Below are 24,014 nucleotides of genomic sequence, written 5' to 3'. Positions count from 1 at the left end.
GTCACGGTAGAGCAAGGGACCGTCCTTGTCAACGCTCCAATGCGCCTGCGGACAAACAGGGCCTCTTTTCACCGCAGCCAGAGCTCGTCTGCTCCCGCTTACTGCTGCGACCAGGCCGGATGACTGCTGCTGCCCGGTGGCGTCAGAATCGACCGCTGGCCGGTGCCATCGGCACGCATCACCATCAGCCGTTTCTGGCTACCCTGCTGCTCGGAATAAATCACGAAGCGGCTGTCGGGGCTCCAGCGCGCATGTTCCTTGCTGCCACCATCGAAGGTCAGTTGCTGCTCGTCACTGCCATCTGGCCGGATGCGGAACAGATTAAACACCCCCTGTTGCAGGCGGCTGAACAGAATCCATTGGTTATCAGGACTCCAGGCCGGCGTGACATTGTAGGAACCGCTGGTGGTCAAACGTTGTGTCTGACCACTGAGCAGATCGAGAAGAAATAGCTGCGGACTGCCGAGCCGGTCAGACACGAACACCAACCGGTCGCCGAGCGGACTGAAACTGGGATCGACATCGATGCCCCAGGCATTGGTCAACCGCTTGTGAATCCGACCATCAAGGCCCATCAGATAGAGTTCGGCATTGCCGTCGCGCGACAGGGTCAGGGCGATTTCCCGGCCGCTGGGGCTGTAACGGGCGGCAATGTTGAGCCCGGGCTGATGCGAGATCCGCGCCTCATGACCGCTGAAGATCTCCTTGCGGAACAGATCCGGGTTGCCATGACGGTAGGAGGTGAACAGTAATTCCCGGCCATGGGGAGCGAAATCCGGGTTCAGCACCAGGTGACCGTGATTGGTGATGCGGCGCGGCTCATGACCATCGACATCGGCAATGTAAAGCTCCTTGTGGCCGCTGTTGGTGCAGATATAGGCAATGCGGGTATCAAAGGGCCCTTTGCGGCCGGTCAAGGCCCGCATCACCTCGTCGGCAAAGCGATGGGCCATGCGGCGCACCTCCTGTGGCCGGCCCTGGTAGTTCTGACCGGTCAGCAGGCGCCGGTTACTCACATCGAACAGACGCAGCTCCAGCGTCAGGTTGCTGCCAGCCAGATGATAACGCCCCTTGATCAGCAGCTGGGCACCCAGCATCCGCCACTGGGCAAAATTGATATCGCGACTGGTCAGCGTCGGGCGACGGGCGTCATCGAGAAAGGCCGCCGGATCAATCAGGCTGACCAGGCCGCTGAGATCGAGATCGGCCTGCAGTACCTGATTCAGCGTGGTCTCCAGCGCCAGATCGACCTGCTGGGCGGGCAGTGCCCGCACCAGTGCCATGGGCACAGCCTGGCCGCCGGGGCGGGTAATGGTGATATCGGCTGCCCACACCGGAACAGCCAGGCTGGTCAGCAGCACGCCGAGCAGCAGGAACACAACAAAACCAAGGCGGTTCATAGCATCTCTTCCGGGTCAAAGGCGATTGTCAGCTCAAGAACGCGTTCCGGTGGTGTCGGCAGACCCTCCTGCTGCAACAGGGCAACGGCCCGCTGCACCGAATCATCGAAAAACGCGTTGCCCGACGAGCGAATCAGGTTGAAGCTCAGCAGGGCGCCCTGCGGGCTGAAACGCAGGCGCATTTCGGCCCGCAGGCCGCGATCACGATAGGCATCGGGCAGAATCCAGTTGGAAGCCAGTTTTTCCTCGATCCAGGCCCGCATATCAACTCCAATCTGATCCCCGCTGCCGCCCACCTGCCCCACCGGCGCAGTCACGCCCGCCGTGGTCGGCAGGGGCCGCTGGGCCTGTTCCGCCAGTTGCCGTTTGAGCTCCTCAATGCGCTGGCGACTGCTGGATTCCTGCGTGGCCGCGTTTTGTTGGCGGCGGCGCATCTCGGCAATGGCGTCCTGGGTCTGGCTGTACTGCTGATCAATGTTCGGCTTGGCCACCTCTTTGGCTTTGGTGACAGGCGCCGGCTTCGGTGGCACCACCGGTTTGGGCTCAGCCTTCGGTGCCGCTTTGGGCTCGGGTTTCGGCGCCGGTTTGGCTGCGGGCTTGGGGGGCACAGGTTGCGGCGGTTGCTTGGCTGGCGGCGGCACCTTGGCTTTGGGTTCGGCCGGCTTTGGCGGCGCCTTGGGCTTGGCGGACTGCGGCGGACGGGCAGGAGCTGCCGGTTTAGCCGCCGGCTTCTGCGGTTTGGTCGGCGCATCGGGCCGGCCCGCCTGCGGCCGCATCACCGGCTTGTGCAGCAGGTTCACCTGATAGACCTGGGGCCGGGGTTTTTGGCGATGAAACTGCCAACCACTGAGCGCCAGAGCCAGCAACAGCAGATGCAGGCCCAGCGACACGAACAAGGTCCGGCGCAGACCGCCGGGAACGGAAGAATTTTCAGCGGAAACGCCCTGCTCAGTGCTCATGAGAATTTCTGCCTTTGCCGTTAACGGCGTTCTTCCTGAGCCACCATGCCCAGCCGCTCGACACCCGCCTGGCGAATTGCCGCCATCACCTGCATCACCTGCTCATAGCGCACCTCCCGGTCCGCTTCGAGATAGACGGCCTTATCCGTTGCCTCCTTACGCATTTGCTGCAGCACAGCGACAAGCTGCTGGGGGTTCTCGACCGCCTGGCCGGAGACAAAGATCTGCCCCTTGGCGTCGATACTGACCATCAGCGCGGTCTGGGCCGCCTGTAGATCAGGCGCCTGACTGACTTCCGGCAAATTGACATCGACACCCTTTTCCATCATCGGCGCTGTCACCATGAAGATGATGAGCAAAACCAGCATGACATCGACAAAGGGCGTCACGTTGATCTGCGACATGGCGCCACGGCGTGGCCCAGGGCCCAGTTCCATTACGCCCTCCGCGCCATATGCTGGACAATATTGAGGAATTCCTGACTAAAGGTATCCATCTGGCCGATCAGGCGGTTGATTTTGCTGAGGAAGTAGTTATAGCCGACCACCGCTGGAATGGCGGCCAGCAAACCGATGGCCGTGGCGATGAGGGCCTCGGAAATACCCGGCGCCACCACCGCCAGCGAGGCGCTGCCGGTCTGACCGATGCCATGGAAGGAATCCATGATGCCCCAGACCGTGCCAAACAGACCGATAAAGGGTGCGGTCGAACCGGTAGTGGCCAGAAAGGTCAGATATTTTTCGAGCTGCTGGGTCTGCTGGGTCGTGCTGCGCCGCAGGGCACGGGCGATATTGTCGGCGCCACTGTCGCTGAGCACCAGCGTCGGCGCCTCGCCCTCCTTGCGTGGGGGCTGCACCCGCACCAGCTCCTGATAACCTTCCCGGAACAGTGCCGTCAGCGGTGAATCGCTGAAGCTATCCAGCTGCTGGGCCACCAGATCAAGGCGCCGCTTGCTCCAGAAACAGTCGAGAAACGCCTGGCTCTGCTGCAAGGCCCGCCGCACCAGCCGCCATTTGTACAATATGATCGCCCAGGAAACCACGGACAGATAAACCAGTAACAGCATCACCAGTTTGACGACCGGTCCGGCGTTCCAGATCAATTCCGCCACCTGACACTCCTTCTCGTTACAGAACACGCCCCCCTGCTGGCGCCACCGGCCAATCCGGCCCCGCCGTTCTTGACAGGGAGGTCAACTTTTTGGCAACGCCCGCAGACAACGACGGGCATAACGCTGACTCCGCAACCGGCCGGGCTGCATTGCCAGCCGTCGCAAATCCGCCGGAGTATCCAGATCGTGCCAGGGCGGGAGCAGCCGCAACCGCAGACCGGCCGCAACCGCCCGCTCACAGCTCTGGCGACAGACCAGCGGACTGCTCCAGGCGATGGCGTCAAACAGCTGCGGATAAGCGCCGCTGCAGCCGATCAGCACATAACCGCCATCAGATGCAGGAATTATGACAACATCGTGGTCCGCCAGGGCGGCAAAGGCCTCGCCAATACGACCAGGTGGCAGATCGGGGCTGTCGCTGCCGATGGCGCAGACGCGACGGGCGCCAGCGGCAAAAGCCTGCGCGAACAACGCCGTCAGCCGCGCCCCCAGATCACCCTCGACCTGCGCTCGGCAGGGCAGATCAGCAGCCTGGCGGGCAAACCAGGCGAGATCTCCCGCCACACACAAACCGGTATGCACCTCCGGCAGTTGTCTGGCCAGGGTCAGACTATCCTTGAGACTCAGCCCCGCCAGAGCCGCCGCCTGGCGCGATTGCAGCGGCGGAACCAGGCGGGTTTTTACCTGCCCCGCCAGCGGCTGTTTCGCCAGTATCCACAACTGCTGCGGCGCCAGCGGTGGCACTTCTGTGGATAACTCTGTAGAAACCACCGACTTATCCACAGTTATCCCCGGCGATATTCCAGGGTGGCATACGCTGAATGGTCGTGAATCGACTCGAAATTTTCACACTCCACACTGAACCAGTCTATGGCCGCCACCGCCTTGAGCCGGCGGGTCACCTCGCGCACGATGTCCTCGACAAAACGCGGGTTCTCGTAGGCCTGCTCGGTTACCGCTTTTTCGTCTTCACGCTTGAGCAGGGCATAGACCGGCGCACTGCCGCATTCCTCCACCAGCGCCACCAGATCCTCAATCCAGACCATGTCATGAGCGCGAATGGCAACCCGTACATAGCTACGCTGGTTATGGGCGCCATAGCGGCTGATTTCGCGTGAGCAGGGACACAGAGAAGTCAGGGGCACACAGACCTCCAGGACAAAATCCTTGTCAGTGGCCAGGGTGCCGATAAACCGGCAATCGTAGCTCATCAGGCTGCGGGCGCCCGAAACCGGTGCTGTTTTCTCGATAAAATAGGGAAAACTCAGCTCCATATGAGCACAATCGGATTCGAGTCGCTCTTTCATGGCCGCCAGAATCCGATCCATATTGTAGAAGGTAATCTCGCCGCGGTACTGGTTGAGAATCTCCACAAAACGGCTCATATGGGTGCCCTTGAACTGGTGGGGCAACTCGACATACATATTGACGCTGGCAATGGTGTGCTGGCGTGACCGGTTCTTGTCCAGGACCACGATGGGGTAACGGACATCCTTGATGCCGACGCGATCAATGGCGATCTGGCGGGTATCGCGGCTCTGTTGCAGATCGGGCATGGTCTTCATGGCGGCTAGCCCCGCGCCTGGTAGCGCACCGGATCGGTCAGGCCGGCTTCGCGAAAGCCCTTGAGCCGCAGCAGACAGGAATCGCAGCGGCCACAGGCGGCACCGCTGGCATCCGGATCGTAGCAGGAATGGGTCAGGCTGTAGTCTACCCCCAGCCGCAGACCGGTTTCGATAATTTCGCGCTTGGTCAGCTGCAACAGTGGCGCGTGAATGCGGAAATGGCCCTGTCCTTCCACCGCGGCACGGGTCGCCAGATTGGCCATCTGTTCAAAGGCGGCAATAAACTCGGGCCGGCAGTCGGGATAACCGGAGTAGTCGAGGGCATTGACCCCGATATAGATATCGAAACAACCGAGCACCTCGGCCCAGGCCAGGGCGTAGGACAAAAAGATGGTGTTACGGGCGGGCACATAGGTAACCGGAATACCAGGCTCATCGCAGCAGTCCTTGGGCACCTCCAGATCGGCGGTCAGGGCACTGCCGCCAAACTGACGCAGATCGATACTGACTATCCGGTGCTCGCTGATGCCCAGACGGCCGGCAAACCGGCGAGCCTGCTCCAACTCGATCTGATGGCGCTGCCCATAAGCAAAACTCAGGGCATGAACCCGGCAACCCGCTGCCTGTGCCAGGGCGACACAGGTTGTTGAATCCAGGCCGCCACTGTAGAGAACCACTGCTTTTTTCATCGTTATCGTCCCATTCGGCTGTGTCGGTCAGGGTGGCGAGAGCCGGCCCCGCGGCGGCGCACACTCTACACAAAACCCCGCGGAAAAGAAAGGTTATCTCCCATCCCTTTTTTGCGTTATAGTGCCGCCATGACAGTGGCGTTGGACATAGTTGACCTGTGCAAACACTTCGGCTCCCAGCTGGTGGTGGATCATCTGAGTTTCCGCGTGGAGGCCGGCGAAATCTTCGGTCTGCTCGGTCCCAACGGCGCCGGCAAAAGTACCACCATCAACATGATCGCTGGTGGCTGCCGCATTGGTTCCGGTGCCATCCATGTCTTCGGTCAGCCAGTACTCCGCAGTGCCAGTCGCAGCCGGGCAGCCCGCTGCCAGCTCGGCGTCATGCATCAGGAACTCATCGCCGACCCCTTTTTCACCATCCATCAGGCCCTGCAGTTGCAGCCCGGTTTCTATGGTACCCAGCTCGACCCGCACTGGTACGCCCACATTGTTGAACGCCTGGCCCTTACTCCCTATCTGCACAAACCGGTTAATCATCTCTCCGGTGGCACCAAGCGCCGTTTCATGCTAGCCAAAGCCCTGATTCACAAGCCTGCCCTGTTGATCCTTGATGAACCCTCCGCGGGTGTGGATCTGGAATTGCGTCACAGCCTGTGGCAGTTCATCCGCGATGTCAACCGGTCCGGCACCACGGTTCTGCTGACAACCCACTACCTGGAGGAAGCCGAACAGATGTGTCAGCGCGTCGCCATCCTCAAGCAGGGTCGACTGGTAGCGCTTGATGCCACAGAGCGGCTCAAACAGCAGATCCAGCAGCGCCAGCTGCACGTCAGGCTGTCTCGCCCGCTGCGGGCGATACCGTCGGCACTGATGCCCTGGCAACCTCAGCTGAGTTCTGGCGGCCGTGCGCTGCAATTGCGCCTGCCGGCCGAGACCTCCGTCTGTCTGCTGCTGACACAGCTGCAGCAGCTTGGCCTGGATATCAGCGATTTTGATACCAGCGGTCCGAGTCTCGAAGACGTGTTCCTGCACCTGACCCGCGATGTAGCCAGCGCCAAAACCACCGGAGTGCTCCATGTTCAATAGCCGGCGCTGCTTTACAACCCTATTGCTTAAGGAAATTCGCCGTTTTACCCGGGTTTACAGTCAGACCCTGCTGACCCCGGTGATGATCGCGGTGCTTTATCTGTTTGTCTTCGGCGCCACCCTGGGCCAGCGCATCAGCGTTGTCGATGGTTTCAGCTATGTCCAGTTTGTTACTCCCGGACTGATCCTGATGGGCATTATCAACAACGCTTTTTCCAACACCTCCTCATCGCTGTTCATGTCACGCCATCTCGGCAGCATCGCCGACCTGCTCGTTCTGCCATTATCTGCCTGCCAAATCGTTGCGGCCTATTGTCTGGCAGCCATGCTGCGGGGCATGCTGGTGGGCACAGCCGTTGGCCTAATCGCCCGCATTTTCACCCCGCTACCCTGGAGCCATCCCTTTCTGGCCGCCCTGATGGCACTACTGGCCAGCTTCCTGTTCGCCCTGCTGGGACTGATCGCCGGACTGTTTGCCAACAGTTTTGATGGTCTGTCCATGTATATCAATTTTGTGCTGCTGCCGCTGATCTTTCTGGGTGGCGTCTTCTATCCCGTCTCGATTCTGCCGCCGCTGTGGCAGAAACTGTCCCTGTGCAATCCACTGCTCTATCTGCTCGACGGTTTCCGTCACGCCCTGCTCGGCTTTGGTGAACTGGAACTTGCCCTTTCCTTCGGCCTGAGCCTCGCCGGCGCACTCGTCCTCTTTGGCGTCGCTGTCTATCTGATCGAGCACTGTCCCCGCTTTCGCCCCTGAATTCCTTTGTCAGCAACCGCCAGCTTTCGGCACTGAATTGCTCCCCATCGCTCCCAACGAAAAAACGCCACCTAAGGCTCTGTGCCGGTGACGTTCCTGAAGATTACATGTTGATCCGGTCTGCGCGCTGTGCCAACCTGTCGCACCTTGGCTGCACCCCTCCTGGTGGACAGGCGCTATACGATGCTAATCATTATTCATACTCTGGATCAACACCTGACCACCATAGGCCGCGTTCTTGCGAACGAGAAGATCAGCTGTTTCGCTGTCGCGCTGACGAAAGGCATCAATGATCTTGCGATGCTCCTGCACCGAAATCTCCATGCGGCCGGGCAGCGATAAAGAGGCAATGCGCAGGCGGTCAAACTTCTTGAGCAACTGCTGGATCAACTCCAGCAGGCGGGAGTTGCCAGACGCTCGGATAAAGTGTTCATGAAACTCATTGTGAACGCGAAAAAAGGTTTTCACATCCCCAGCAGAAGCCAGCTTGGCCAACCGGTTGTTGATCGCTTCAAGTTTTTCAATATCCTTGTCGCTCAGGCGCTGCGCTGCCAGATTAGCAGCATAACCCTCAAGAATACTTTTGATTGAATAAAACTCCTCAACATCCCGTTCGGACAGCGCCGTCACGACCGCGCCTTTGCGCGGCACCACGGTCAGATAGCCTTCCGATTCCAGCTGACGAAAGGCCTCCCGGATCGGAGTGCGACTGATACCATAGCGTTCCGCCAGTTCAGGCTCGGATACCCGCTCGCCAGCCCGCAGGCTACCCCGCAAAATAGCATCACGGATACTTTCGAGAATTTTCTCGCGCAGCGTCTGATGACGTTCGATAGACTTATTCTTCATGAAGAACTGTTTCCTTCCGCCTGCAGCAGGCGAAACTGTATTGATCGTTCCGGTAACGGTTTTTAGTGTATACAGTATACATCCGTAAAGGCAAGTTCTATTTGCAACGCTACCCGAACCGCTTCTGCCCGATACAACCTGCCAAGAAAAAAGACGGCACTCCCTGTTCAGGAAATGCCGTCTTGCATGCCACGCGCTGATAGCAGAAGGTCGGACTAGCGCACCTTCTTGCCCGCCACCTGGATACGAATCAGAGCCCGTTCCAGCGCGGCCTCCATGATCCGGTAGTTCTTGTCTTCCGGCGTCAGGGTCTTCAGGGCGATTTCTGCCCGTCCCAGTGCGGCCTGAGCCCGTGCCAGGTCAATCTCGTCGGCCGGCTCGGCCGTTTCGGCCAAAACCGTGACCGTATCGTCCTCAACTTCAAGATAGCCCCAATTGACCGCCACATGAAAGGCAGCACCATTTTTGCGATAGGTCAGCTCACCTATCTTCAGGGTCGTCAGCAGAGGGGTATGGCCAGGAAGTAGACCCAACTCGCCCACAATGCCAGGCGCGATGATCTCGTCAACCTCCTCTGACAGCACCTTTTTATAGGGCGTCACCATTTCCAGTTTCATTTTTTCAGCCATGAGCGATTTCCTTTATCTTAGCAGGAGGGCAAGGTGCCGTCCCTGTACGCACACGATCAGGCTGCAGCCATCGATTTTGCTTTTTCCAGCGCCTCTTCAATGGTGCCCACCAGATAGAAGGCCTGCTCGGGCACGCTATCGTGCTTGCCATCAACAATTTCACGGAAGCCGCGAATGGTATCCTTCAGCTCGACGTATTTACCCGGCGTACCGGTAAAGGCTTCAGCCACATGGAACGGCTGCGACAGGAAACGCTGGATCTTGCGGGCACGGGCAACCACCAGCTTGTCCTCCTCGGAAAGCTCATCCATACCGAGAATCGCGATGATGTCCTGTAGATCCTTGTAGCGCTGCAAAACATACTGCACGTCACGCGCCAGCTGATAGTGCTCTTCGCCGACGACCTGAGGATCAAGAATACGGCTGGAAGAGTCGAGAGGATCCACCGCCGGATAGATACCGAGTTCAGCAATCTGACGGGAAAGAACGGTCGTGGCGTCAAGGTGGGCGAAAGCCGTTGCCGGAGCCGGGTCGGTCAGGTCGTCCGCCGGAACGTAAATGGCCTGGACCGAGGTAATCGAGCCCTTGTCCGTGGTGGTAATGCGCTCCTGCAGCTCGCCCATTTCGGTGCTGAGTGTCGGCTGATAACCGACAGCCGACGGAATGCGGCCAAGCAGTGCCGAAACCTCGGAACCTGCCTGAGTGAAACGGAAGATGTTGTCAACAAACAGCAACACATCCTGATTCTCCTCGTCGCGAAAATATTCCGCCACGGTCAGCGCCGACAATGCCACTCGGGCACGGGCGCCAGGGGGCTCGTTCATCTGGCCATAAATCAGCGCTGCCTTATCGAGAACGCCGGATTCCTTCATTTCCTGCCACAGGTCGTTGCCTTCACGGGTACGCTCGCCAACGCCGGCAAATACGGAAAAACCGCCATGCTGCTGGGCGATATTGTTGATCAGTTCCATGATCAGAACGGTTTTGCCGACGCCGGCACCGCCGAACAGACCAATCTTGCCGCCACGGGCATAGGGAGCAAGCAGGTCGATGACCTTGATACCGGTTTCAAAGGACTCAACCTTGGTCGACTGGTTGACAAAAGCCGGCGCTGGCCGGTGAATTTCCCATTCCTTGTCAGCATTGACCGGTCCAGCCTCGTCGACGGGCTCACCAACCACGTTAAGAATGCGGCCAAGGGTTTTGCGACCAACCGGCATGACGATCTGCTTGCCCGTGGACAAAACCTCCTGGCCACGCACCAGACCCTCGGTGGAGTCCATGGCAATGGTCCGGACGGTATTTTCGCCCAGATGCTGCGCAACCTCACACACCAGATTCCACTCGCCACCACCAAGGGAGGGATTGGTGATTTTAACAGCGTGATAGATTTCAGGCAGTTTGCCGGCTTCAAACTGAACGTCAACGACTGGGCCGATGACCTGTACAATTTTTCCCTTATTCATGATCTAAAACTCCTTTGGCACCCACGGGGTGGAGCGAAGACGGGTAGACGTTATTTGATCGACTCAGCGCCGGAAATGATCTCCATCAGCTCGGTGGTGATGGCTGCCTGACGAGCCCGGTTGTACTGCAGGGTCAGCTTATTGATCATCTCCGCCGCGTTCTTGCTGGCATTGTCCATGCTGCTCATGCGGGCACCATGCTCCGACGCCACCGATTCGAGCAGCGAGCGAAAGATCTGCACCTCGACATATTTCGGCAGAATCGACGACAGCACCTCAGCGCAACCTGGCTCGTAGATGTAATCGGCCATGTAGGTGTCTTCCACCACAGGTTCCGGCTGGATCGGCAACAATTGGGTCAACGTGACTTCCTGGCTGATCGCACTGTTAAACCGGTTATATAAAACGTACACCGAGTCGTACAGGGCGGCTTCGTAGTCCGACACGATTTCCTGACCCAGCAACGCCGCAGTGGCATAGCTTATGTGCCCGGTGATGTTTTCATAGACCTTGTCAATCACCAGACCGGCGCGGCGTTTGAGCATCTCATTGCCCTTGCGGCCGACTATACGCAGAGCGATTTCCTCAAAATCCACCTCGTTAGCACGGGCAAAAGCCTCGGCAGCCTTGGCGATATTGCTGTTGAAACCACCGCACAGACCGCGGTCTGCTGTAACCACCAGAACCAGAGCACGCTTTTTTTCACGTTGTTCGAGCAACGGATGACTCTGTTCGAGTTCGCGCGAGGCCATGCTGGCCAGAACTTCGGCCATCTTGTCGGCATAGGGCCGGGCAGCGACAACAGCGTCCTGGGCACGACGCAGCTTCGCGGCAGACACCATTTTCATAGCCTTGGTAATCTGCTGCGTGTTTTTAACCGTGCCGATCCGCTTCTTGATATCCTTCAGATTTGCCATCAGAGCACCCTCGGATTAAAGCTGTTAGGCAACAAACTGGCCCTTAAATTCTTCCAGTGCTGCCTTGATACGACCTTGCAGATCGGCATCGATGGCCTTTTTCGTCGTCAGATCATTCATGATATCACCATGCTTGGTCGCCATGAACGACAACAGCTCGGCTTCATAACGGCGGATGGCCTGAGTCGGATAGGCATCAACATAGCCATTATTGGCAGCGTAAATCACCACAATCTGCTGGGCTACCGGCAGCGGCTGATACTGCCCCTGCTTGAGAATCTCGACCAGACGCTCACCGCGCTGCAGCTGGCGCTGGGTAGCCGCATCGAGGTCTGATCCGAACTGAGCAAAAGCCGCCATTTCACGATACTGAGCCAGAGCCAGACGCAGGGTACCGGCCACTTGCTTCATGGCCTTGATCTGGGCACTGCCGCCGACGCGGGAGACCGACAGACCGACGTTGATGGCCGGACGCACACCGGAATAGAACAGATCGGTTTCGAGGAAGATCTGGCCGTCTGTAATCGAGATCACGTTGGTCGGGATATAAGCAGAAACGTCACCGGCCTGGGTCTCGATAATTGGCAACGCGGTCAACGAACCGGCGCCGAGGTTGTCATTGAGCTTGGCCGCACGTTCAAGCAGGCGGCTGTGCAGATAGAATACGTCACCGGGAAAAGCCTCACGTCCAGGCGGACGACGCAGCAGCAGTGACAGCTGGCGGTAGGCAACAGCCTGCTTGGACAGATCATCATAGATGATCAGTGCATGGCGGCCGTTGTCGCGGAAGAACTCACCCATGGTGACACCGGTATAGGGTGCAATGAACTGCAGCGGGGCCGGATCGGAAGCAGTGGCGGCAACGATAATGGTGTAATCCATGGCACCGTGCTGCTTGAGCTTGTCAACCACCTGGGCGACCGTTGACCGCTTCTGGCCGATGGCGACATAAATACAGATAACGTCTTGGCCCTTTTGGTTGATGATGGTGTCAATGGCCACTGCCGTCTTGCCGGTTTGACGGTCGCCAATGATCAGTTCGCGCTGTCCGCGGCCGATAGGAACCATGGCATCAATAGCTTTCAGACCGGTCTGCATCGGCTCGTGAACCGATTTACGAGCAACGATACCCGGGGCCTTGATTTCGACCTGGCTGTAATGATCAGACTTGATTTCGCCCTTGCCATCAATCGGCAGACCAATACCATTAACTACGCGACCAATCAGACTTTCACCAACCGGTACCTGAACGATGCGCTCAGTACGCTTGACGGTATCGCCTTCCTTGATATGTTCGGAATCCCCCAGAATGGCGGCGCCGACATTGTCTTCTTCCAGGTTGAGTACCATCCCCATGGTGTTGCCGGGAAACTCCAGCAACTCACCGGACATGGCCTTATCCAGACCGTGAATACGAGCAATACCGTCGCCCACAGAGATGATGCTGCCGGTCTCGCTGACTTCAACCTCACGGCCGAAATTCTCGATCTGCTTCTTGATAATCGCGCTGATTTCTTCTGCTTTGATTTCCATGAGTCCGCTTACCCCTTCTTTAAGGTATCTTCAATCCGATTGAGCTGGGTCTTGATGCTGCCGTCAAAAACCTTGTCGCCCACCTGGGCCTTCAAGCCACCGATCAGGCTCGAATCCACCTCCAGTTGCAGATCAACCGTGCAACCGGTCTGCTGTTCCAGTCCCTGCCTGATGAGATCGGCCTGGTTCTTGGTCAGCTTTGTCGCCGAGGTCACCAGCGCCCGCACAATGCCGGAACGGGCATCGGCCAAAGCGCGGTAATCCGTCGTGATTTGCTTCACATAACGCATGCGATCCTTTTGGACCAACAATCCGACAAAGTTGCGCATAATCGCGCTGAGCTGTATCTTGTCGGCGATGTCGGCAAAAATCGCCTGCTTTTTTTCTGTGGCCAGGGTCGGACTTTCCATCAGCAGGCGCAAAGCGCGCTCCCGCGCCAGCAGCGCGGTAACAGCTTCCAGCTCTGTCCCGGTCTGCTCGACCAGTTCCTGCTCCGCCGCCAGCTCCACCAGAGCCTGGGCGTACCGTTTTGAAATCGCGCTGGTACTCAATGCAATTCTCCCACTTTAATCTTGTATTCCTCGACCAGGCGGGCCTGATCCTCCCGGGTGAAGTTTTTCTTCAGCAGATCCGTTGCCAGTTCCACAGCCAGGCCAGCAGCTTCCTGCTGCAGCAGCAGTCGTGCCCGTGCCACTTCGCTTTCGGCGGTCTTACCCGCCTCCTGACGAATCTGGTCGGCTGCTGCCCTGGCCTGGGCCACCAGACGCTCCTTCTCGGCCACGGCTTCCGCCTGCAGTGTTGCCTTAAGCGTCACAATCTCTTCTGCGGCACGACTGAGCTTGGCATCGTATTCGGCAAATTTGGCTTCGGCGGCAGCGGCAGTTTCCTGAGCCTCGCGCAAAGCTTTTTCAATGCCTTCACGACGGCCGCTCAGCGCCTTCTTCAGGGGCCGGGCCACAAAATAGACCAGTACACCAACGGTTATACTGAAATTGAAGACACGGTAAAGAAAGTCCTTCAGCAACACACCACTATCCGCATGATGTGCATCACCGGAAGCATAGCTGACACCAGCAGCGACGATCAGGGCAGCCGAACCCAGCACGACGGGCCGACATATCTTGTTGATACGGGCAAGCGACATCATTTCACATTTCTCCCCAGAACCTTGCTGGCGATCGACGCCGCCAAGCCTTCTGCATCCTTCTTGAGACCTTTGCGGGCCCGTTCAGCTTCCTGTGCAACAGCGCCCTTGAGCTGTTCCAGCCGCTGACCAGCTTCGTCGCGGGCTGCGCTCAGCAAACGGCTTTCTTCCTGAGCGGCCTCGGCGCGCAGGGCGGCAGCCTGCTGGCTACCTTCAACCTTGGCCTGGGTCAGCTGATTCTGGTAGCGTTCCATTTTCTCGTTGATCGACGCTTCCAGATCGCGTGCTTTCTGATGGCCACCGTCGATTGCCTGCTGCCTTTCAGCCATAACACGCCGCAGCGGACGGTACAGCAGGACATTGAGTACGGCCATAAGCACCAGGAAGTTGACAAACTGCACCAATAGGGTCCAATCAATGCTGATCACTGCGGTACCTCGTTTCGTTTTTTGTTCCCAGTTTTCGCGCTTGCTGCCAGTGAATACATAAAAAAACCCTGCAGGGCAGAGCAGGGCATTCCTAACACAGTGTTTTGTAGTAAGTCAAGAATTTTATAGAGCAATCAGGCAGTTTCATTCTTCTTCCGCCATCGGGGGGGCGGCTCCTGATCGTAGCCGTCCAGCCCATCGCACCCCAGTCACTGCGGCCAGAACCTGTAATCGTTTTCCAAGCACCCGATCCCCGTCGACCCTGTTCAGCGGCATTAACAGGCTGTTCAGAATCAGCCCCTGGAGTCCCTTACAGGGCTCACTAAATCAATCCTTACCCTGCTATTGATTGACTTTGTGAGCAAGACGGAAAGCATGGCTTCAGCGGCTTACGTCGTTGAAAAAGCCCGGAGGTGACTTTTCAGCAGCCAGTTAAACAGCAGCGGCAGCTGCGGCCGGACTGTTTTTCCCACGCGGAGCTACTCCTAGACAACGTTCATAAAATCAAGCAAGCGCTGTAATTCACTGCTGTTAGTGTAATGAATTTCGATGCGGCCACCTGCCCCGCCCGGCCGGATACGCACCTGGGTGCCAAGATTCTTGCGCAGGATATCCTGCAACTGTTCCAATTCGGCGGACAAACTTGCTACCGAGGCTTTTACTTTCGCCGCACCGCCCCCCTCGAATGCTTGGATTTTTTTTACCAGAGCCTCCGTTTCCCGTACGGACAGTTGCTTTTTAATGATCTGCTGGCTGGCCTCCAGCATATCTTCCGGTTCATTCAGACTCAGCAACGCCCGGGCATGACCCATGCTTAACTGGCCACTCAAGACCTCCTGCTGAATCGTTTCTGGCAAGCGCAGCAAGCGCAAGGCATTGGTAACCGTCGAACGGCTCTTGCCAACACGGCGAGCCACATCCTCCTGCGACAGATCAAAGTTCTCAATCAGGTTACGGTAGGCGTTGGCTTCTTCGATCGGATTGAGATCTTCGCGCTGGATATTCTCAATCAGAGCGATTTCCAGAGCCCAATCCTCACTGACGTTCTGAATCGTAACGGGAATCTCGCTCAGACCAGCCTTCTGCGCCGCTCGCCAGCGTCGTTCGCCGGCGATAATCTGGTAGTGATCCTCTACCCGCCGAACCACCAGAGGCTGAATCACGCCCTTTTCCCGGATCGAGGCCACCAGTTCCTGCAACCGTTCGTCATCGAACGACTTGCGCGGTTGCTGGCCGTGTGGGCGGAGTTCTTCGATCGGACATAGAAAATAATTTCCCTCTCGCTGATCGGCCACGCCTGCCAGCAAAGCCCCCATCCCCTTACCTAACGCGGGTCTTTTCGCCATGTGCACACCTCCTGAGAAATTCCTCAGCTAACTGCATATAAGCCTGAGCCCCTTTTGAGCCAATATCGTACAGCAGCACCGGTTGTCCGTGGCTGGGCGCCTCCGACAAACGCACATTACGCGGAATAACGGTATCATAAACACTTCGGCCAAAATGCTGTCTCGCCTCCTCGCTGACCAGATGCGACAGATTATTACGTTGATCGAACATGGTCAGAACAATACCCTCTAAAATCAGTCTCGGATTGAGCTGCTGTCTGATCAATTCAATGGTTTTAGTCAGGTGGCCTAAGCCCTCCATGGCGTAGTATTCACATTGCAGCGGGACAAGAACCTGATGAGCCGCCACCAGCGCGTTGACGGTCAGCAGGCCAAGCGAGGGTGGACAGTCAATGAGAACATAATCATAATCATCCATCACCTCAAGCAGGGCGCGTTGCAGACAGGTTTCACGGTCATCCAGGGCAACCAACTCCAGTTCGGCCCCGATAAGATCGGTATTGGCTGCAACCAGATGAAGACCCCCAAGGTCAGTGCGACGAATAACTTCGGACAGAAGTGCCTCATCCAGCAGTACCGGATAAATCGTTTCAGCCAGGCCGCGGCTGTCGACCCCTACCCCGCTGCTGGCATTGCCCTGGGGATCCATGTCCACCAGCAACGTGCGCTGTTCTGCCACCGCTAGACTGGCAGCCAGATTTACTGCTGTAGTCGTTTTTCCTACGCCGCCCTTCTGATTGGCAATGGCAAGTATGGTTGCTGCCATATATTTCTCCTTCTGGGCTTTTCAGCCAAAAGCCCCCCTTGGCCACCACCACAGCTCTTTTGTTGTCGTTGACTACCCGTCAGGTTCGCCGGGCTAGTGTCACCAGGGCGCGATAGGCCCCTGAATACGGTAAACGGTATTCATGCACATCCACCAGCGTCAGGGTCTCTTCACCACCCTCCTGACGCCATTGCTCAATCTCGGCTTGCACCTGCGTGCTTTTCATCGCTATCAACCGTCCATCAGCGACCAAAAAAGGCTGCGCCAGTCGGGCAAAATCGGCCAGTCGGTTCAAAGCTCGGCAGACTACCACATCAAAGCTGTTTTCCAATATGGAGACCTGCTGCTCTATCCGCCCTGCAACAACCTGAACATTATTCAGTTGGAGCAGTCGCTGACAATGCCGTTGGAAGCGTATTTTTTTCTCGACCTTATCCAGAGAAGTTACCTGCAGTTGCGGTACGGCGAGGGCTAGCACCAGACCAGGCAGACCCGCACCCGAACCAAGATCCAGCAAACGTTCTGTTCCCTTCAGAAACTCCAGCAACTGCAGCGAATCGATGATGTGCTTTTCCCAGCATTCAGCCCAGTCTGTGATCGCGGTCAGGTTTATTTTTTGATTCCAGTTAAGCAGCTCCTGCATGTAACGCTCGCAGGCCAAGGCAACGATGCGAGAATTTTGCCCTTTAAGCTGCAACTGCTCAGACAACTCAAGCGGAAAGAATAACTTCTCAGACATCAGCCGTCTGCCGTTCCCGCGAGCGTCGGCGCAGCATAACTGCCAAGATGGCCACGGCTGCGGGTGTTACCCCGGAGATCATTCCCGCCTGACGCAGATTGCGTGGCTGAACCCGCTGCAGTTTTTCAACCACCTCGCGAGAGAGACCATTAATTGATCGATAATCGAAATCCTCGGGAATCCTCACCGCTTCCAGCTTTCGGCTGGCTTCAACCTGTTTTTTTTGCCGTTCAATATATCCGGCGTATTTTATTTCTGTTTCCAGCTGCCTGAGTATCTGCCGATCAACAGAGGACAGCTCTTCAAAGCAACCGGTCAGTCGATTAATATCGATCTCAGGCCGCCTTAACGCCGTTTTCAGATTCATGCCATTCTTCAGTTCATCCAGCCCAACACTTCGCCAGATGGTTTCCTCCTGCGGCTGAAGCCGACATTTTTCCAGCAACTCTTCAGCGCGTGATAGCTCCTGCATTTTTTTCTCAAAGCGGAACCAACGCGAATCATCTACCAAACCCAATGAACGACCCAGCGGAGTCAGCCGCTGATCGGCATTATCTTCTCTCAGCAGCAAACGGTATTCCGCCCGTGACGTAAACATACGGTAGGGTTCTGTCGCCCCAAGAGTCACGAGATCGTCCAGCAAAACCCCGATATACCCCTGATCACGCCGCAGCACTATAGGCTCTTGTTCACGCACATAACGCACCGCATTGAGACCAGCCATCAAGCCCTGGGCACCCGCCTCTTCATAGCCCGACGTACCATTAATCTGCCCTGCATTGAAGAGTCCAGCAACTCCCTTGGTTTCTAGAGAGGGTTTAAGCTGGACCGGGTTGACATAATCATATTCGATAGCATATCCGGGCCGCATTATCTCTACCTGCTGCAACCCTGGTATGGTCCGCAAAAATGCCAGCTGTACGTCTGCTGGCAGAGATGTCGGCACCCCATTTGGATAAATCTCGGCGGTCTTTAAACCCTCTGGCTCCAAAAAAACCTGGTGACATGTTTTTTCCGGAAAGCGAACAACCTTATCCTCTATTGATGGACAGTAGCGCGGGCCGACCCCCTCTATCACACCACTGTAAAGCGGAGAGCGATCTAATCCTTTACGAATTTCTTCATGCGTGCGCTCGTTGGTCCCCGTAATAAAACAAGACACCTGATGTTGCACCACAGCGGACGACATACTAGAGAACACAGGGGCTGGACAGTCTCCCGGCTGCTCCTCAGTCTGGCTGAAATCAATACTACGACGATTTAGCCGCGGTGGCGTCCCCGTCTTCAGACGTCCAACATCAAAGCCAAGTGATCGCAGCTGATCAGACAATCCCTCAGATGGAGGCTCACCCGCGCGTCCTCCGGCATAATGATCCAACCCCACATGAATCAACCCTCGCATGAAGGTTCCTGTAGTCAAAACCACGGCACGGCACCGAAACACCAACCCTTCGCGCGTTACCACCCCACAGATTCTGTCTTTATCCAACAGCAACCGACACACCGAACCCTGCTTAAGATCCAAACCGGCACAAGTTTCCAACCGTTGTTTCATGCGCAAGGAATACAACCGTCGATCAGCCTGAGCCCGCAAAGCCTGCACGGCTGGCCCCTTACGCGTATTCAACACCCGAAACTGAATACCGGTTTGATCAATATTCAGGGCCATCTCTCCACCCAGGGCATCAATTTCTCGCACCAGCTGACTCTTGGCCAACCCACCTATCGCAGGGTTACATGACATCTGCGCCACGGCATCAAGACTCAGATTTAAAAGCAAGGTTGAGCAACCCATACGGGCGCTGGCGAACGCCGCCTCACAGCCTGCATGGCCTGCACCAACGATTACCACATCGTAAATCTTACCGTATGTCGACACTCTTGCCTCGATTCTTCATGTTTCACGTGAAACATTCGTACACAAATTCAGCCCAGAAGACGAAAAAATTGAAATCAACCGAAGAATCATACTACAACTAGAGAGAAAAACGAAATCGCAAGTTACAACTGAGCCTTAACTGCAAGCAAGAAGCAGATGAGCACTAAGTGCGCAATTAATGGCCAGACATCAACAGAAAAGGAAAATGGCCACACATATGACGTCAGGAGACATAAAAGTCAACAAAGGACTAGCTTCACTTGCCGATACAGAATTTACTAAAAACCACACTTAAGATATCAGGATTAGAAACCTCACCAGTCAGCTCAGACAAAACCTGAAGAGCTTGCCGCAAATGACAAGAAAGAAACTCACCCTCAACACCTTCACGTAAAGCTGACAACAACGCAGACAACTCAGCATTGACAACCTTAAGAGATTGATAGTGCCGTTGCTGGGTAATGACAACCGACTCACGATCAGGCAAATCACCCCCCGGCAATAAACAATCAAGCATATTAGCTTTCAATCGATCGAGACCCTCACCTGTCTTCGCAGAGAAATTAACCACAGGTACCGACATCTGGAAATCTCGAAAGCCTGGCGCATCCATTTTATTATTGATTAAAAGAAGTGGTTTACCTTGAGGAATATCTGCAGGAAGAGAACAGTCAAAAGGTGAAGTGCCATCAACAACAAAAAGAATAAGATCGGATTCAACTATTTTGCCGCGCGCGACTCGAATTCCGATCAACTCAACAGGATCATCAGTATCGCGAAGACCGGCAGTATCAATCAACTGGGCTGCAAATGGACCAAGAACAAATTCATCCTGAATAAAATCACGAGTTGTACCAGGGACATGACTAACGATAGCCCGTTCATAACCTAGCAGGCAGTTCAACAAGGAACTCTTACCCGCATTAGGAGGACCAAGAATCAGAATTTTGATCCCATCAGCCAAAAGGCGACCATAACAATAACTATCAGCAAGTCGCGAAAAAAAAGAAAGCGCAGCACTACCCTCTTCCTCCAGAGTCTTATAATGCTCTGGCGATACTTCATCCTCGGGAAAGTCAAGATAAGCCTCAATCAAAGCGAGCATATAAACCAACCGCTCGCTCCCCTCCTCAATCAAAGCATGAAGCTTGCCACCTAACTGAAGCTGAGCCTGAACAGCCCCGTCATGACTCCGAGCCTGAATTAATCCGGAAACAGCTTCTGCCCGCGTTAGATCCATTCCACCATTAAGAAAGGATCGATAAGAAAATTCGCCTGGATGTGCCAATCGGGCACCTCTGGATAGAAACAGGTCAAGAATACGATTAACGATATGGCGATTTCCATGACAGTGAATTTCAGCAACATCCTCACGGGTAAAGCTGTTAGGAGAACGCATAAAGACAGCCATAACACGATCAACAAGGGAATCGCCATCGCGCAAAACACCATACATTAAATAATGACTACAAAAAGCATTATCCGGACGCATAGGGGTAAAAAGCAATTGCAAAAGATAAAGACTATCGGGCCCAGAAAGTCGCAAAATAGCTATACCACCATTACCAATAGCCGTAGCAGGCGCAATTATAGTATCTGCTGTATTGTACACAACAAGCCTCCTCTAACGCATAGAGCTGGTACTAAAATTTCGGACTGTGCATTAAGGTGTAGAGCCACGCACTGACGAAAGAGAGATTCCATGATCAAGTTGAAACGTAAACGCTATTTGGCCAAGTTCAAAGCCCAGGTCTTCGTTATTTTCCTATCCACCCGGGGGAGACAATGCTCTAATTTTTACCGCCCTCTACCCACAGATTCTGCGGAGGAGGCCCCAAACAAACCACCAACTGGAAGCGACAGGCTATAGACAATATGGCCGAAACATTCAGCAGCAAAGCGGAACGTACCCGCAACAACAATGATCCGCAGATCAAGGAACTGCACGCCAAGATCGGCCAGCTCACGGTGGAGCAGGATTTTTTAGCCGACGCCTTCGGTCGCATTCGTTGAGCTACGACCGAAGGAAAGCCCTAGTTCAACCCAATCATCCACACTTGAGCATTGTCAAGCAATGCGAGCTTTTATCGGTTACTCACTCAACCTACTACCGGCCGAGCGGCGAAACTGAACTGAATCTGGAACTGATGCACCTGACCGACGAACAATACCTGGAAACACACTTTTACAGTCCCGGCAGATGACCCGCCATCTGCGCCGAGAAGGCTATGCCGTCAGCCGCACCCTGATCAGCCGGTTGATGAAGCAAATGAGTCTGTCAGCGATTTACCAAAAGCCAAAGACCTCGTTACCGAACAAGCAACACAAGATCTACCCCTATCTGCTGCAAGGGATAATCATCGATCGCTCTAACAAAGTCTGGCGCCGACATCAGTTATATCCCCATGCCCAGGGGCTTTCTCTACCTAGTGGCGATCATGGACTGGGCAACCCGCAAGGTTCTCTGTCCTGGCGGCTGTCCAACACCATAGAAGCCGACTTCTGCACCGAAGCCCTCGAAGAGGGCCTCCAAAAGCACCCTGACATCTGTATTTCGATGGATGGCAAAGGGCGCTGGATGGACAATGTAATGATTGAGCGACTCTGGCGCTCTCTGAAATATGAGTGCATTTATCTGTGCGCCTTTGAAACCGACAGGTCCAACAGGGGCTGAAACGTTAGATCGGTTTCTATAACACCCGGCGGCCTGATTCCAGCCTGGACGATAAGACCCAGGATGAAGCATATTGGCAAAAACTCCAGCCCGGCTACGCCGGCCCGACACTCGGACTGGCGGCATAACCATGATGGCTTTCCACCTTATTCCCGCCGCCACACTGTCCGAACTTCAGTATCAGTTCAGCGCCTCATCGATCAGGCCGGCATGGCGTTTCTGGAGCATAAGAAGAACGTTGTCAACGGCAATCGAAAACTGACCCATTTTACCGGTTCTTTGGAAACTGAAAATTGACCCACCCGCCTGTCAGTCTTCAATCTGGGCTGTCGGTAGCGGGGTGCCCATGATGCCCGCTCTGCGTTTCTCTTTCAGCCGATAGCTGTCGCCTCGGATCTGGATGACATGGGCATGGTGCAACAGTCTGTCCAGCATGGCCGATGTCAGGGCCGTGTTGCCGCCGAAGGCCTGCTCCCATTCGCCGAAGCTCAGATTCGAGGTCAGGATGACCGAGCCTTCTTCGTAGCGTTTGGCGATCACCTGGAAGAACAGGTTCGCCTGGGTGTCGCTGAAGGGCAGATACCCGATTTCATCGATGATCAGCAGTCTCGGCCCCAGCACGCTGCGTCGCAACACTTCTTTATAACGGCCTTGCCGCTGGGCGCTCTTAAGTTGCAGCATCAGGTCGGCAGCGCAGATGAAGCGCACCTTGACGCCGCACTGCGTGGCCCGATAGCCCAGGGCGATGGCCAGATGGGTCTTGCCGGTGCCGCTGGGTCCGAGCAGGATGACGTTCTCCTTGCGCTCCAGAAACGCCATGCCGGCCAAATCGATGATGCGTTGCCGTGGCGCGCCGGTGGCAAACTCAAAGTCGTAATCCTCCAAGGTCTTGATGGCCGGAAAGCCAGCCAGTTTGGCCATGGTGTGCCGCGAACGCCCTTGGCGCAGGTCATTCTCGGCTTTGAGCACCTGTTCCAGGTACTCGATGTAGGATGTCTCCTGTTTCGCCGCCACCTCGGCCAGGTCGCTATAGACATTGGCCACCGCCTGAAACTTGAGGGCATCGCACAGGGTCACCATCCGTTGATGCAGAACATCGCTCATAGCTGACCCCCTTGCAGCATCTGCTCATAAATGGCTACCGGCCGCTGCAGGGGCGTCACTGGCCAGGAGGCTGGAAGGCGGTATTCGGTCTTCCCGGTTCAACGGTCTGCCGACAAGGCAATGGCAACAGCGCCGGTTGTTCAAGATCAAGGCGATCGCAGGGCCGCTCCTCGGTTTCACTGTGGATGCGACAATTGGCGATTTCGTCGAGCCATTTGCGCACCTCGATGTTGGCCGTTGCCGCATCCAGCGTCAGACCGGCCTGCTTCAGCCGCGACAGCAACGGATAGTAAAAACTGTAGCGAAGATAGCGGTTGAACCGCTCAACCTTTCCCTTGGTTTGGGCTCGGTAAGGCCGGCACAGGCGCAGCATGAACCCAAAATGTTTGGCGACATCCCACAGCCCGGAATGAAAGCGGTGTTTCCCTTCACCGAAGGCGTTGCGCTCCAGCACCACCGTCTTCATGTTGTCGTAAAGTACTTCACGAGGGACACCGCCGAAGAAGGAAAACGCCTCCTCGTGGCACTGTCGCAGCACCTCGAAACTCTGGCTGGTGGTGAACATAACAAACGAAAAACGGCTGAATCCCAAGGTGGCGACAAAGGCGTGCAGAGGCTGCTTTCCCTTGCGCAGTTCAACCTGTAGCGGAACCGGTTCCCTGGACACAAGTTTAGCTTACGCCGCCTGACGGATTTCATCGGGTGATCTGAAGCCGTTTTTCTCAACACGCCATTCGCTGTTGTAAAGCTCCACGAAGGTCTTCACGGCTTCGCGAACGTCGGTGATGTTACGGAAAACCCGGCCATAGATGGCCTGCTCTTTCAAGGTGCGGTTGAACCGTTCGGCAACTCCATTGGTCTGGGGTTCGGCAACAAAGGCAAAGCTGGGAGTGATCCCCCAGAACTTGATCTGGTTCTGAAAATGGTCTGAGAGGTACTGGGTGCCGTGATCCATGCGCAGGGATAGCCCTCG

25 protein-coding genes and 2 pseudogenes are annotated in these 24,014 nt (G+C 56.0%); 4 read left to right on the top strand and 23 right to left on the bottom strand.

Annotated features, from left to right (window positions below):
• Positions 1–98: 98 nt before the first annotated feature.
• The 7 genes from tolB to queC form a co-directional block, all read right to left on the bottom strand.
• The gene (gene tolB, locus BLR80_RS08745; protein WP_092078793.1) at positions 99–1,400 is read right to left on the bottom strand and encodes a Tol-Pal system beta propeller repeat protein TolB; all 1,302 of its coding nucleotides are present in this window, start codon (positions 1,398–1,400) and stop codon (positions 99–101) included.
• Complete coding sequence (gene tolA / locus BLR80_RS08740; protein ID WP_092078790.1) at positions 1,397–2,359, bottom strand: cell envelope integrity protein TolA; 963 nt, start codon at positions 2,357–2,359, stop codon at positions 1,397–1,399. Before tolA ends, tolB begins: the two co-directional genes overlap by 4 nt.
• Before the next feature lie 20 nt (positions 2,360–2,379).
• A complete protein-coding gene (gene tolR / locus BLR80_RS08735; RefSeq protein ID WP_092078787.1) occupies positions 2,380–2,796 on the bottom strand; it encodes a protein TolR in 417 nt (138 codons plus the stop codon).
• Positions 2,796–3,470, bottom strand: coding sequence for a protein TolQ (tolQ, locus tag BLR80_RS08730; RefSeq protein WP_092078781.1), 675 nt, complete (start codon positions 3,468–3,470; stop codon positions 2,796–2,798). Before tolQ ends, tolR begins: the two co-directional genes overlap by 1 nt.
• 81 nt (positions 3,471–3,551) lie before the next feature.
• On the bottom strand, positions 3,552–4,214 hold the full coding sequence (locus BLR80_RS08725) for a TIGR04282 family arsenosugar biosynthesis glycosyltransferase (RefSeq protein WP_171906390.1): 663 nt from the start codon (positions 4,212–4,214) through the stop codon (positions 3,552–3,554).
• A gap of 41 nt (positions 4,215–4,255) precedes the next feature.
• Positions 4,256–5,035 (bottom strand): GTP cyclohydrolase FolE2, encoded by a 780-nt coding sequence (gene folE2, locus BLR80_RS08720; RefSeq protein ID WP_245691433.1) that lies wholly within the window; start codon positions 5,033–5,035, stop codon positions 4,256–4,258.
• A gap of 5 nt (positions 5,036–5,040) precedes the next feature.
• On the bottom strand, positions 5,041–5,724 hold the full coding sequence (gene queC, locus BLR80_RS08715; protein WP_092078775.1) for a 7-cyano-7-deazaguanine synthase QueC: 684 nt from the start codon (positions 5,722–5,724) through the stop codon (positions 5,041–5,043).
• 135 nt (positions 5,725–5,859) lie between these two features.
• Between queC and BLR80_RS08710 the strand changes: the two genes are divergently transcribed.
• A complete protein-coding gene (locus BLR80_RS08710; protein WP_245691439.1) occupies positions 5,860–6,810 on the top strand; it encodes an ABC transporter ATP-binding protein in 951 nt (316 codons plus the stop codon).
• Positions 6,800–7,567, top strand: a complete 768-nt coding sequence (locus tag BLR80_RS08705) for an ABC transporter permease (RefSeq protein WP_092078770.1) — start codon at positions 6,800–6,802, stop codon at positions 7,565–7,567. Before BLR80_RS08710 ends, BLR80_RS08705 begins: the two co-directional genes overlap by 11 nt.
• A 186-nt stretch (positions 7,568–7,753) precedes the next feature.
• On the opposite strand, the gene BLR80_RS08700 is transcribed toward BLR80_RS08705, so the two are convergent.
• The 13 genes from BLR80_RS08700 to mnmE all read right to left on the bottom strand — a co-directional run bounded on the left by BLR80_RS08700 (position 7,754) and on the right by mnmE (position 20,875).
• On the bottom strand, positions 7,754–8,416 hold the full coding sequence (locus BLR80_RS08700) for a GntR family transcriptional regulator (protein WP_092078767.1): 663 nt from the start codon (positions 8,414–8,416) through the stop codon (positions 7,754–7,756).
• 215 nt (positions 8,417–8,631) lie between these two features.
• The gene (locus tag BLR80_RS08695; protein WP_092078764.1) at positions 8,632–9,045 is read right to left on the bottom strand and encodes a F0F1 ATP synthase subunit epsilon; all 414 of its coding nucleotides are present in this window, start codon (positions 9,043–9,045) and stop codon (positions 8,632–8,634) included.
• A 56-nt stretch (positions 9,046–9,101) separates the two neighbouring features.
• The gene (gene atpD / locus BLR80_RS08690) at positions 9,102–10,511 is read right to left on the bottom strand and encodes a F0F1 ATP synthase subunit beta (protein ID WP_092078761.1); all 1,410 of its coding nucleotides are present in this window, start codon (positions 10,509–10,511) and stop codon (positions 9,102–9,104) included.
• A 50-nt stretch (positions 10,512–10,561) separates the two neighbouring features.
• Entirely contained in the window at positions 10,562–11,428 is an 867-nt protein-coding gene (gene atpG / locus BLR80_RS08685) for an ATP synthase F1 subunit gamma (protein ID WP_092078758.1), read from the bottom strand.
• A 24-nt stretch (positions 11,429–11,452) separates the two neighbouring features.
• On the bottom strand, positions 11,453–12,961 hold the full coding sequence (gene atpA, locus BLR80_RS08680; protein ID WP_092078756.1) for a F0F1 ATP synthase subunit alpha: 1,509 nt from the start codon (positions 12,959–12,961) through the stop codon (positions 11,453–11,455).
• 8 nt (positions 12,962–12,969) lie between these two features.
• Positions 12,970–13,512: an ATP synthase F1 subunit delta gene (atpH, locus tag BLR80_RS08675; RefSeq protein ID WP_092078753.1), complete on the bottom strand. Its 543-nt coding sequence runs from the start codon at positions 13,510–13,512 to the stop codon at positions 12,970–12,972.
• Complete coding sequence (locus BLR80_RS08670; RefSeq protein ID WP_092078750.1) at positions 13,509–14,108, bottom strand: F0F1 ATP synthase subunit B; 600 nt, start codon at positions 14,106–14,108, stop codon at positions 13,509–13,511. Before BLR80_RS08670 ends, atpH begins: the two co-directional genes overlap by 4 nt.
• A complete protein-coding gene (locus BLR80_RS08665) occupies positions 14,105–14,533 on the bottom strand; it encodes a F0F1 ATP synthase subunit B (RefSeq protein ID WP_092078747.1) in 429 nt (142 codons plus the stop codon). Before BLR80_RS08665 ends, BLR80_RS08670 begins: the two co-directional genes overlap by 4 nt.
• Before the next feature lie 485 nt (positions 14,534–15,018).
• Complete coding sequence (locus BLR80_RS08660) at positions 15,019–15,879, bottom strand: ParB/RepB/Spo0J family partition protein (RefSeq protein WP_092078744.1); 861 nt, start codon at positions 15,877–15,879, stop codon at positions 15,019–15,021.
• On the bottom strand, positions 15,854–16,645 hold the full coding sequence (locus BLR80_RS08655; protein ID WP_092078741.1) for a ParA family protein: 792 nt from the start codon (positions 16,643–16,645) through the stop codon (positions 15,854–15,856). The genes BLR80_RS08660 and BLR80_RS08655 overlap by 26 nt, the downstream gene beginning before the upstream one ends.
• 79 nt (positions 16,646–16,724) lie before the next feature.
• Complete coding sequence (gene rsmG, locus BLR80_RS08650) at positions 16,725–17,384, bottom strand: 16S rRNA (guanine(527)-N(7))-methyltransferase RsmG (protein WP_092078738.1); 660 nt, start codon at positions 17,382–17,384, stop codon at positions 16,725–16,727.
• Positions 17,377–19,263, bottom strand: a complete 1,887-nt coding sequence (gene mnmG / locus BLR80_RS08645) for a tRNA uridine-5-carboxymethylaminomethyl(34) synthesis enzyme MnmG (protein ID WP_092078736.1) — start codon at positions 19,261–19,263, stop codon at positions 17,377–17,379. Before mnmG ends, rsmG begins: the two co-directional genes overlap by 8 nt.
• A 256-nt stretch (positions 19,264–19,519) precedes the next feature.
• Positions 19,520–20,875, bottom strand: a complete 1,356-nt coding sequence (gene mnmE / locus BLR80_RS08640) for a tRNA uridine-5-carboxymethylaminomethyl(34) synthesis GTPase MnmE (protein WP_092078733.1) — start codon at positions 20,873–20,875, stop codon at positions 19,520–19,522.
• A gap of 239 nt (positions 20,876–21,114) precedes the next feature.
• On the opposite strand from mnmE, the pseudogene BLR80_RS08635 reads away from it, so the two are divergent.
• Both BLR80_RS08635 and BLR80_RS12955 read left to right on the top strand, forming a co-directional pair.
• Positions 21,115–21,931, top strand: a pseudogene (locus tag BLR80_RS08635) (IS3 family transposase); the annotation flags it as partial.
• Between the two features lie 69 nt (positions 21,932–22,000).
• Entirely contained in the window at positions 22,001–22,234 is a 234-nt protein-coding gene (locus BLR80_RS12955; protein ID WP_171906389.1) for a hypothetical protein, read from the top strand.
• A gap of 12 nt (positions 22,235–22,246) precedes the next feature.
• Here the strand turns inward: BLR80_RS12955 and istB are convergent, their stop codons facing one another.
• The 3 genes and pseudogenes from istB to BLR80_RS08620 form a co-directional block, all read right to left on the bottom strand.
• Positions 22,247–23,041 carry an IS21-like element helper ATPase IstB gene (istB, locus tag BLR80_RS08630; protein WP_092078730.1) on the bottom strand — a complete coding sequence of 265 codons (795 nt, stop codon included), beginning with the start codon at positions 23,039–23,041 and terminating at the stop codon, positions 22,247–22,249.
• Positions 23,038–23,678: pseudogene (gene istA, locus BLR80_RS08625) on the bottom strand (IS21 family transposase); the annotation flags it as partial. The gene istB and the pseudogene istA, both read right to left, overlap by 4 nt.
• A gap of 39 nt (positions 23,679–23,717) precedes the next feature.
• Positions 23,718–24,014 (bottom strand): integrase core domain-containing protein (locus BLR80_RS08620; RefSeq protein WP_143012121.1); only part of this gene is annotated, 297 nt, incomplete at its 5' end.

It is taken from the genome of Desulfuromonas thiophila, from assembly GCF_900101955.1.
Classification (GTDB): Bacteria; Desulfobacterota; Desulfuromonadia; order Desulfuromonadales; family Desulfuromonadaceae; genus Pseudodesulfuromonas; species Pseudodesulfuromonas thiophila.
This window is presented reverse-complemented; position numbering and strand designations above follow the sequence as displayed.

Excerpts from the sequence above, each read along its gene's own strand:
- atpG (WP_092078758.1), bottom strand. The coding sequence starts at position 11,428 with ATGGCAAATCTGAAGGATATCAAGAAGCGGATCGGCACGGTTAAAAAC.
- BLR80_RS08660 (WP_092078744.1), bottom strand. The coding sequence starts at position 15,879 with ATGGCGAAAAGACCCGCGTTAGGTAAGGGGATGGGGGCTTTGCTGGCA.
- tolR (WP_092078787.1), bottom strand. The coding sequence starts at position 2,796 with ATGGAACTGGGCCCTGGGCCACGCCGTGGCGCCATGTCGCAGATCAAC.
- BLR80_RS08700 (WP_092078767.1), bottom strand. The coding sequence starts at position 8,416 with ATGAAGAATAAGTCTATCGAACGTCATCAGACGCTGCGCGAGAAAATT.
- atpA (WP_092078756.1), bottom strand. The coding sequence starts at position 12,961 with ATGGAAATCAAAGCAGAAGAAATCAGCGCGATTATCAAGAAGCAGATC.
- tolA (WP_092078790.1), bottom strand. The coding sequence starts at position 2,359 with ATGAGCACTGAGCAGGGCGTTTCCGCTGAAAATTCTTCCGTTCCCGGC.
- queC (WP_092078775.1), bottom strand. The coding sequence starts at position 5,724 with ATGAAAAAAGCAGTGGTTCTCTACAGTGGCGGCCTGGATTCAACAACC.
- rsmG (WP_092078738.1), bottom strand. The coding sequence starts at position 17,384 with ATGTCTGAGAAGTTATTCTTTCCGCTTGAGTTGTCTGAGCAGTTGCAG.
- BLR80_RS12955 (WP_171906389.1), top strand. The coding sequence starts at position 22,001 with ATGAAGCATATTGGCAAAAACTCCAGCCCGGCTACGCCGGCCCGACAC.
- BLR80_RS08655 (WP_092078741.1), bottom strand. The coding sequence starts at position 16,645 with ATGGCAGCAACCATACTTGCCATTGCCAATCAGAAGGGCGGCGTAGGA.
- BLR80_RS08695 (WP_092078764.1), bottom strand. The coding sequence starts at position 9,045 with ATGGCTGAAAAAATGAAACTGGAAATGGTGACGCCCTATAAAAAGGTG.
- istB (WP_092078730.1), bottom strand. The coding sequence starts at position 23,041 with ATGAGCGATGTTCTGCATCAACGGATGGTGACCCTGTGCGATGCCCTC.
- folE2 (WP_245691433.1), bottom strand. The coding sequence starts at position 5,035 with ATGAAGACCATGCCCGATCTGCAACAGAGCCGCGATACCCGCCAGATC.
- tolB (WP_092078793.1), bottom strand. The coding sequence starts at position 1,400 with ATGAACCGCCTTGGTTTTGTTGTGTTCCTGCTGCTCGGCGTGCTGCTG.
- BLR80_RS08670 (WP_092078750.1), bottom strand. The coding sequence starts at position 14,108 with ATGATGTCGCTTGCCCGTATCAACAAGATATGTCGGCCCGTCGTGCTG.
- atpD (WP_092078761.1), bottom strand. The coding sequence starts at position 10,511 with ATGAATAAGGGAAAAATTGTACAGGTCATCGGCCCAGTCGTTGACGTT.
- BLR80_RS08705 (WP_092078770.1), top strand. The coding sequence starts at position 6,800 with ATGTTCAATAGCCGGCGCTGCTTTACAACCCTATTGCTTAAGGAAATT.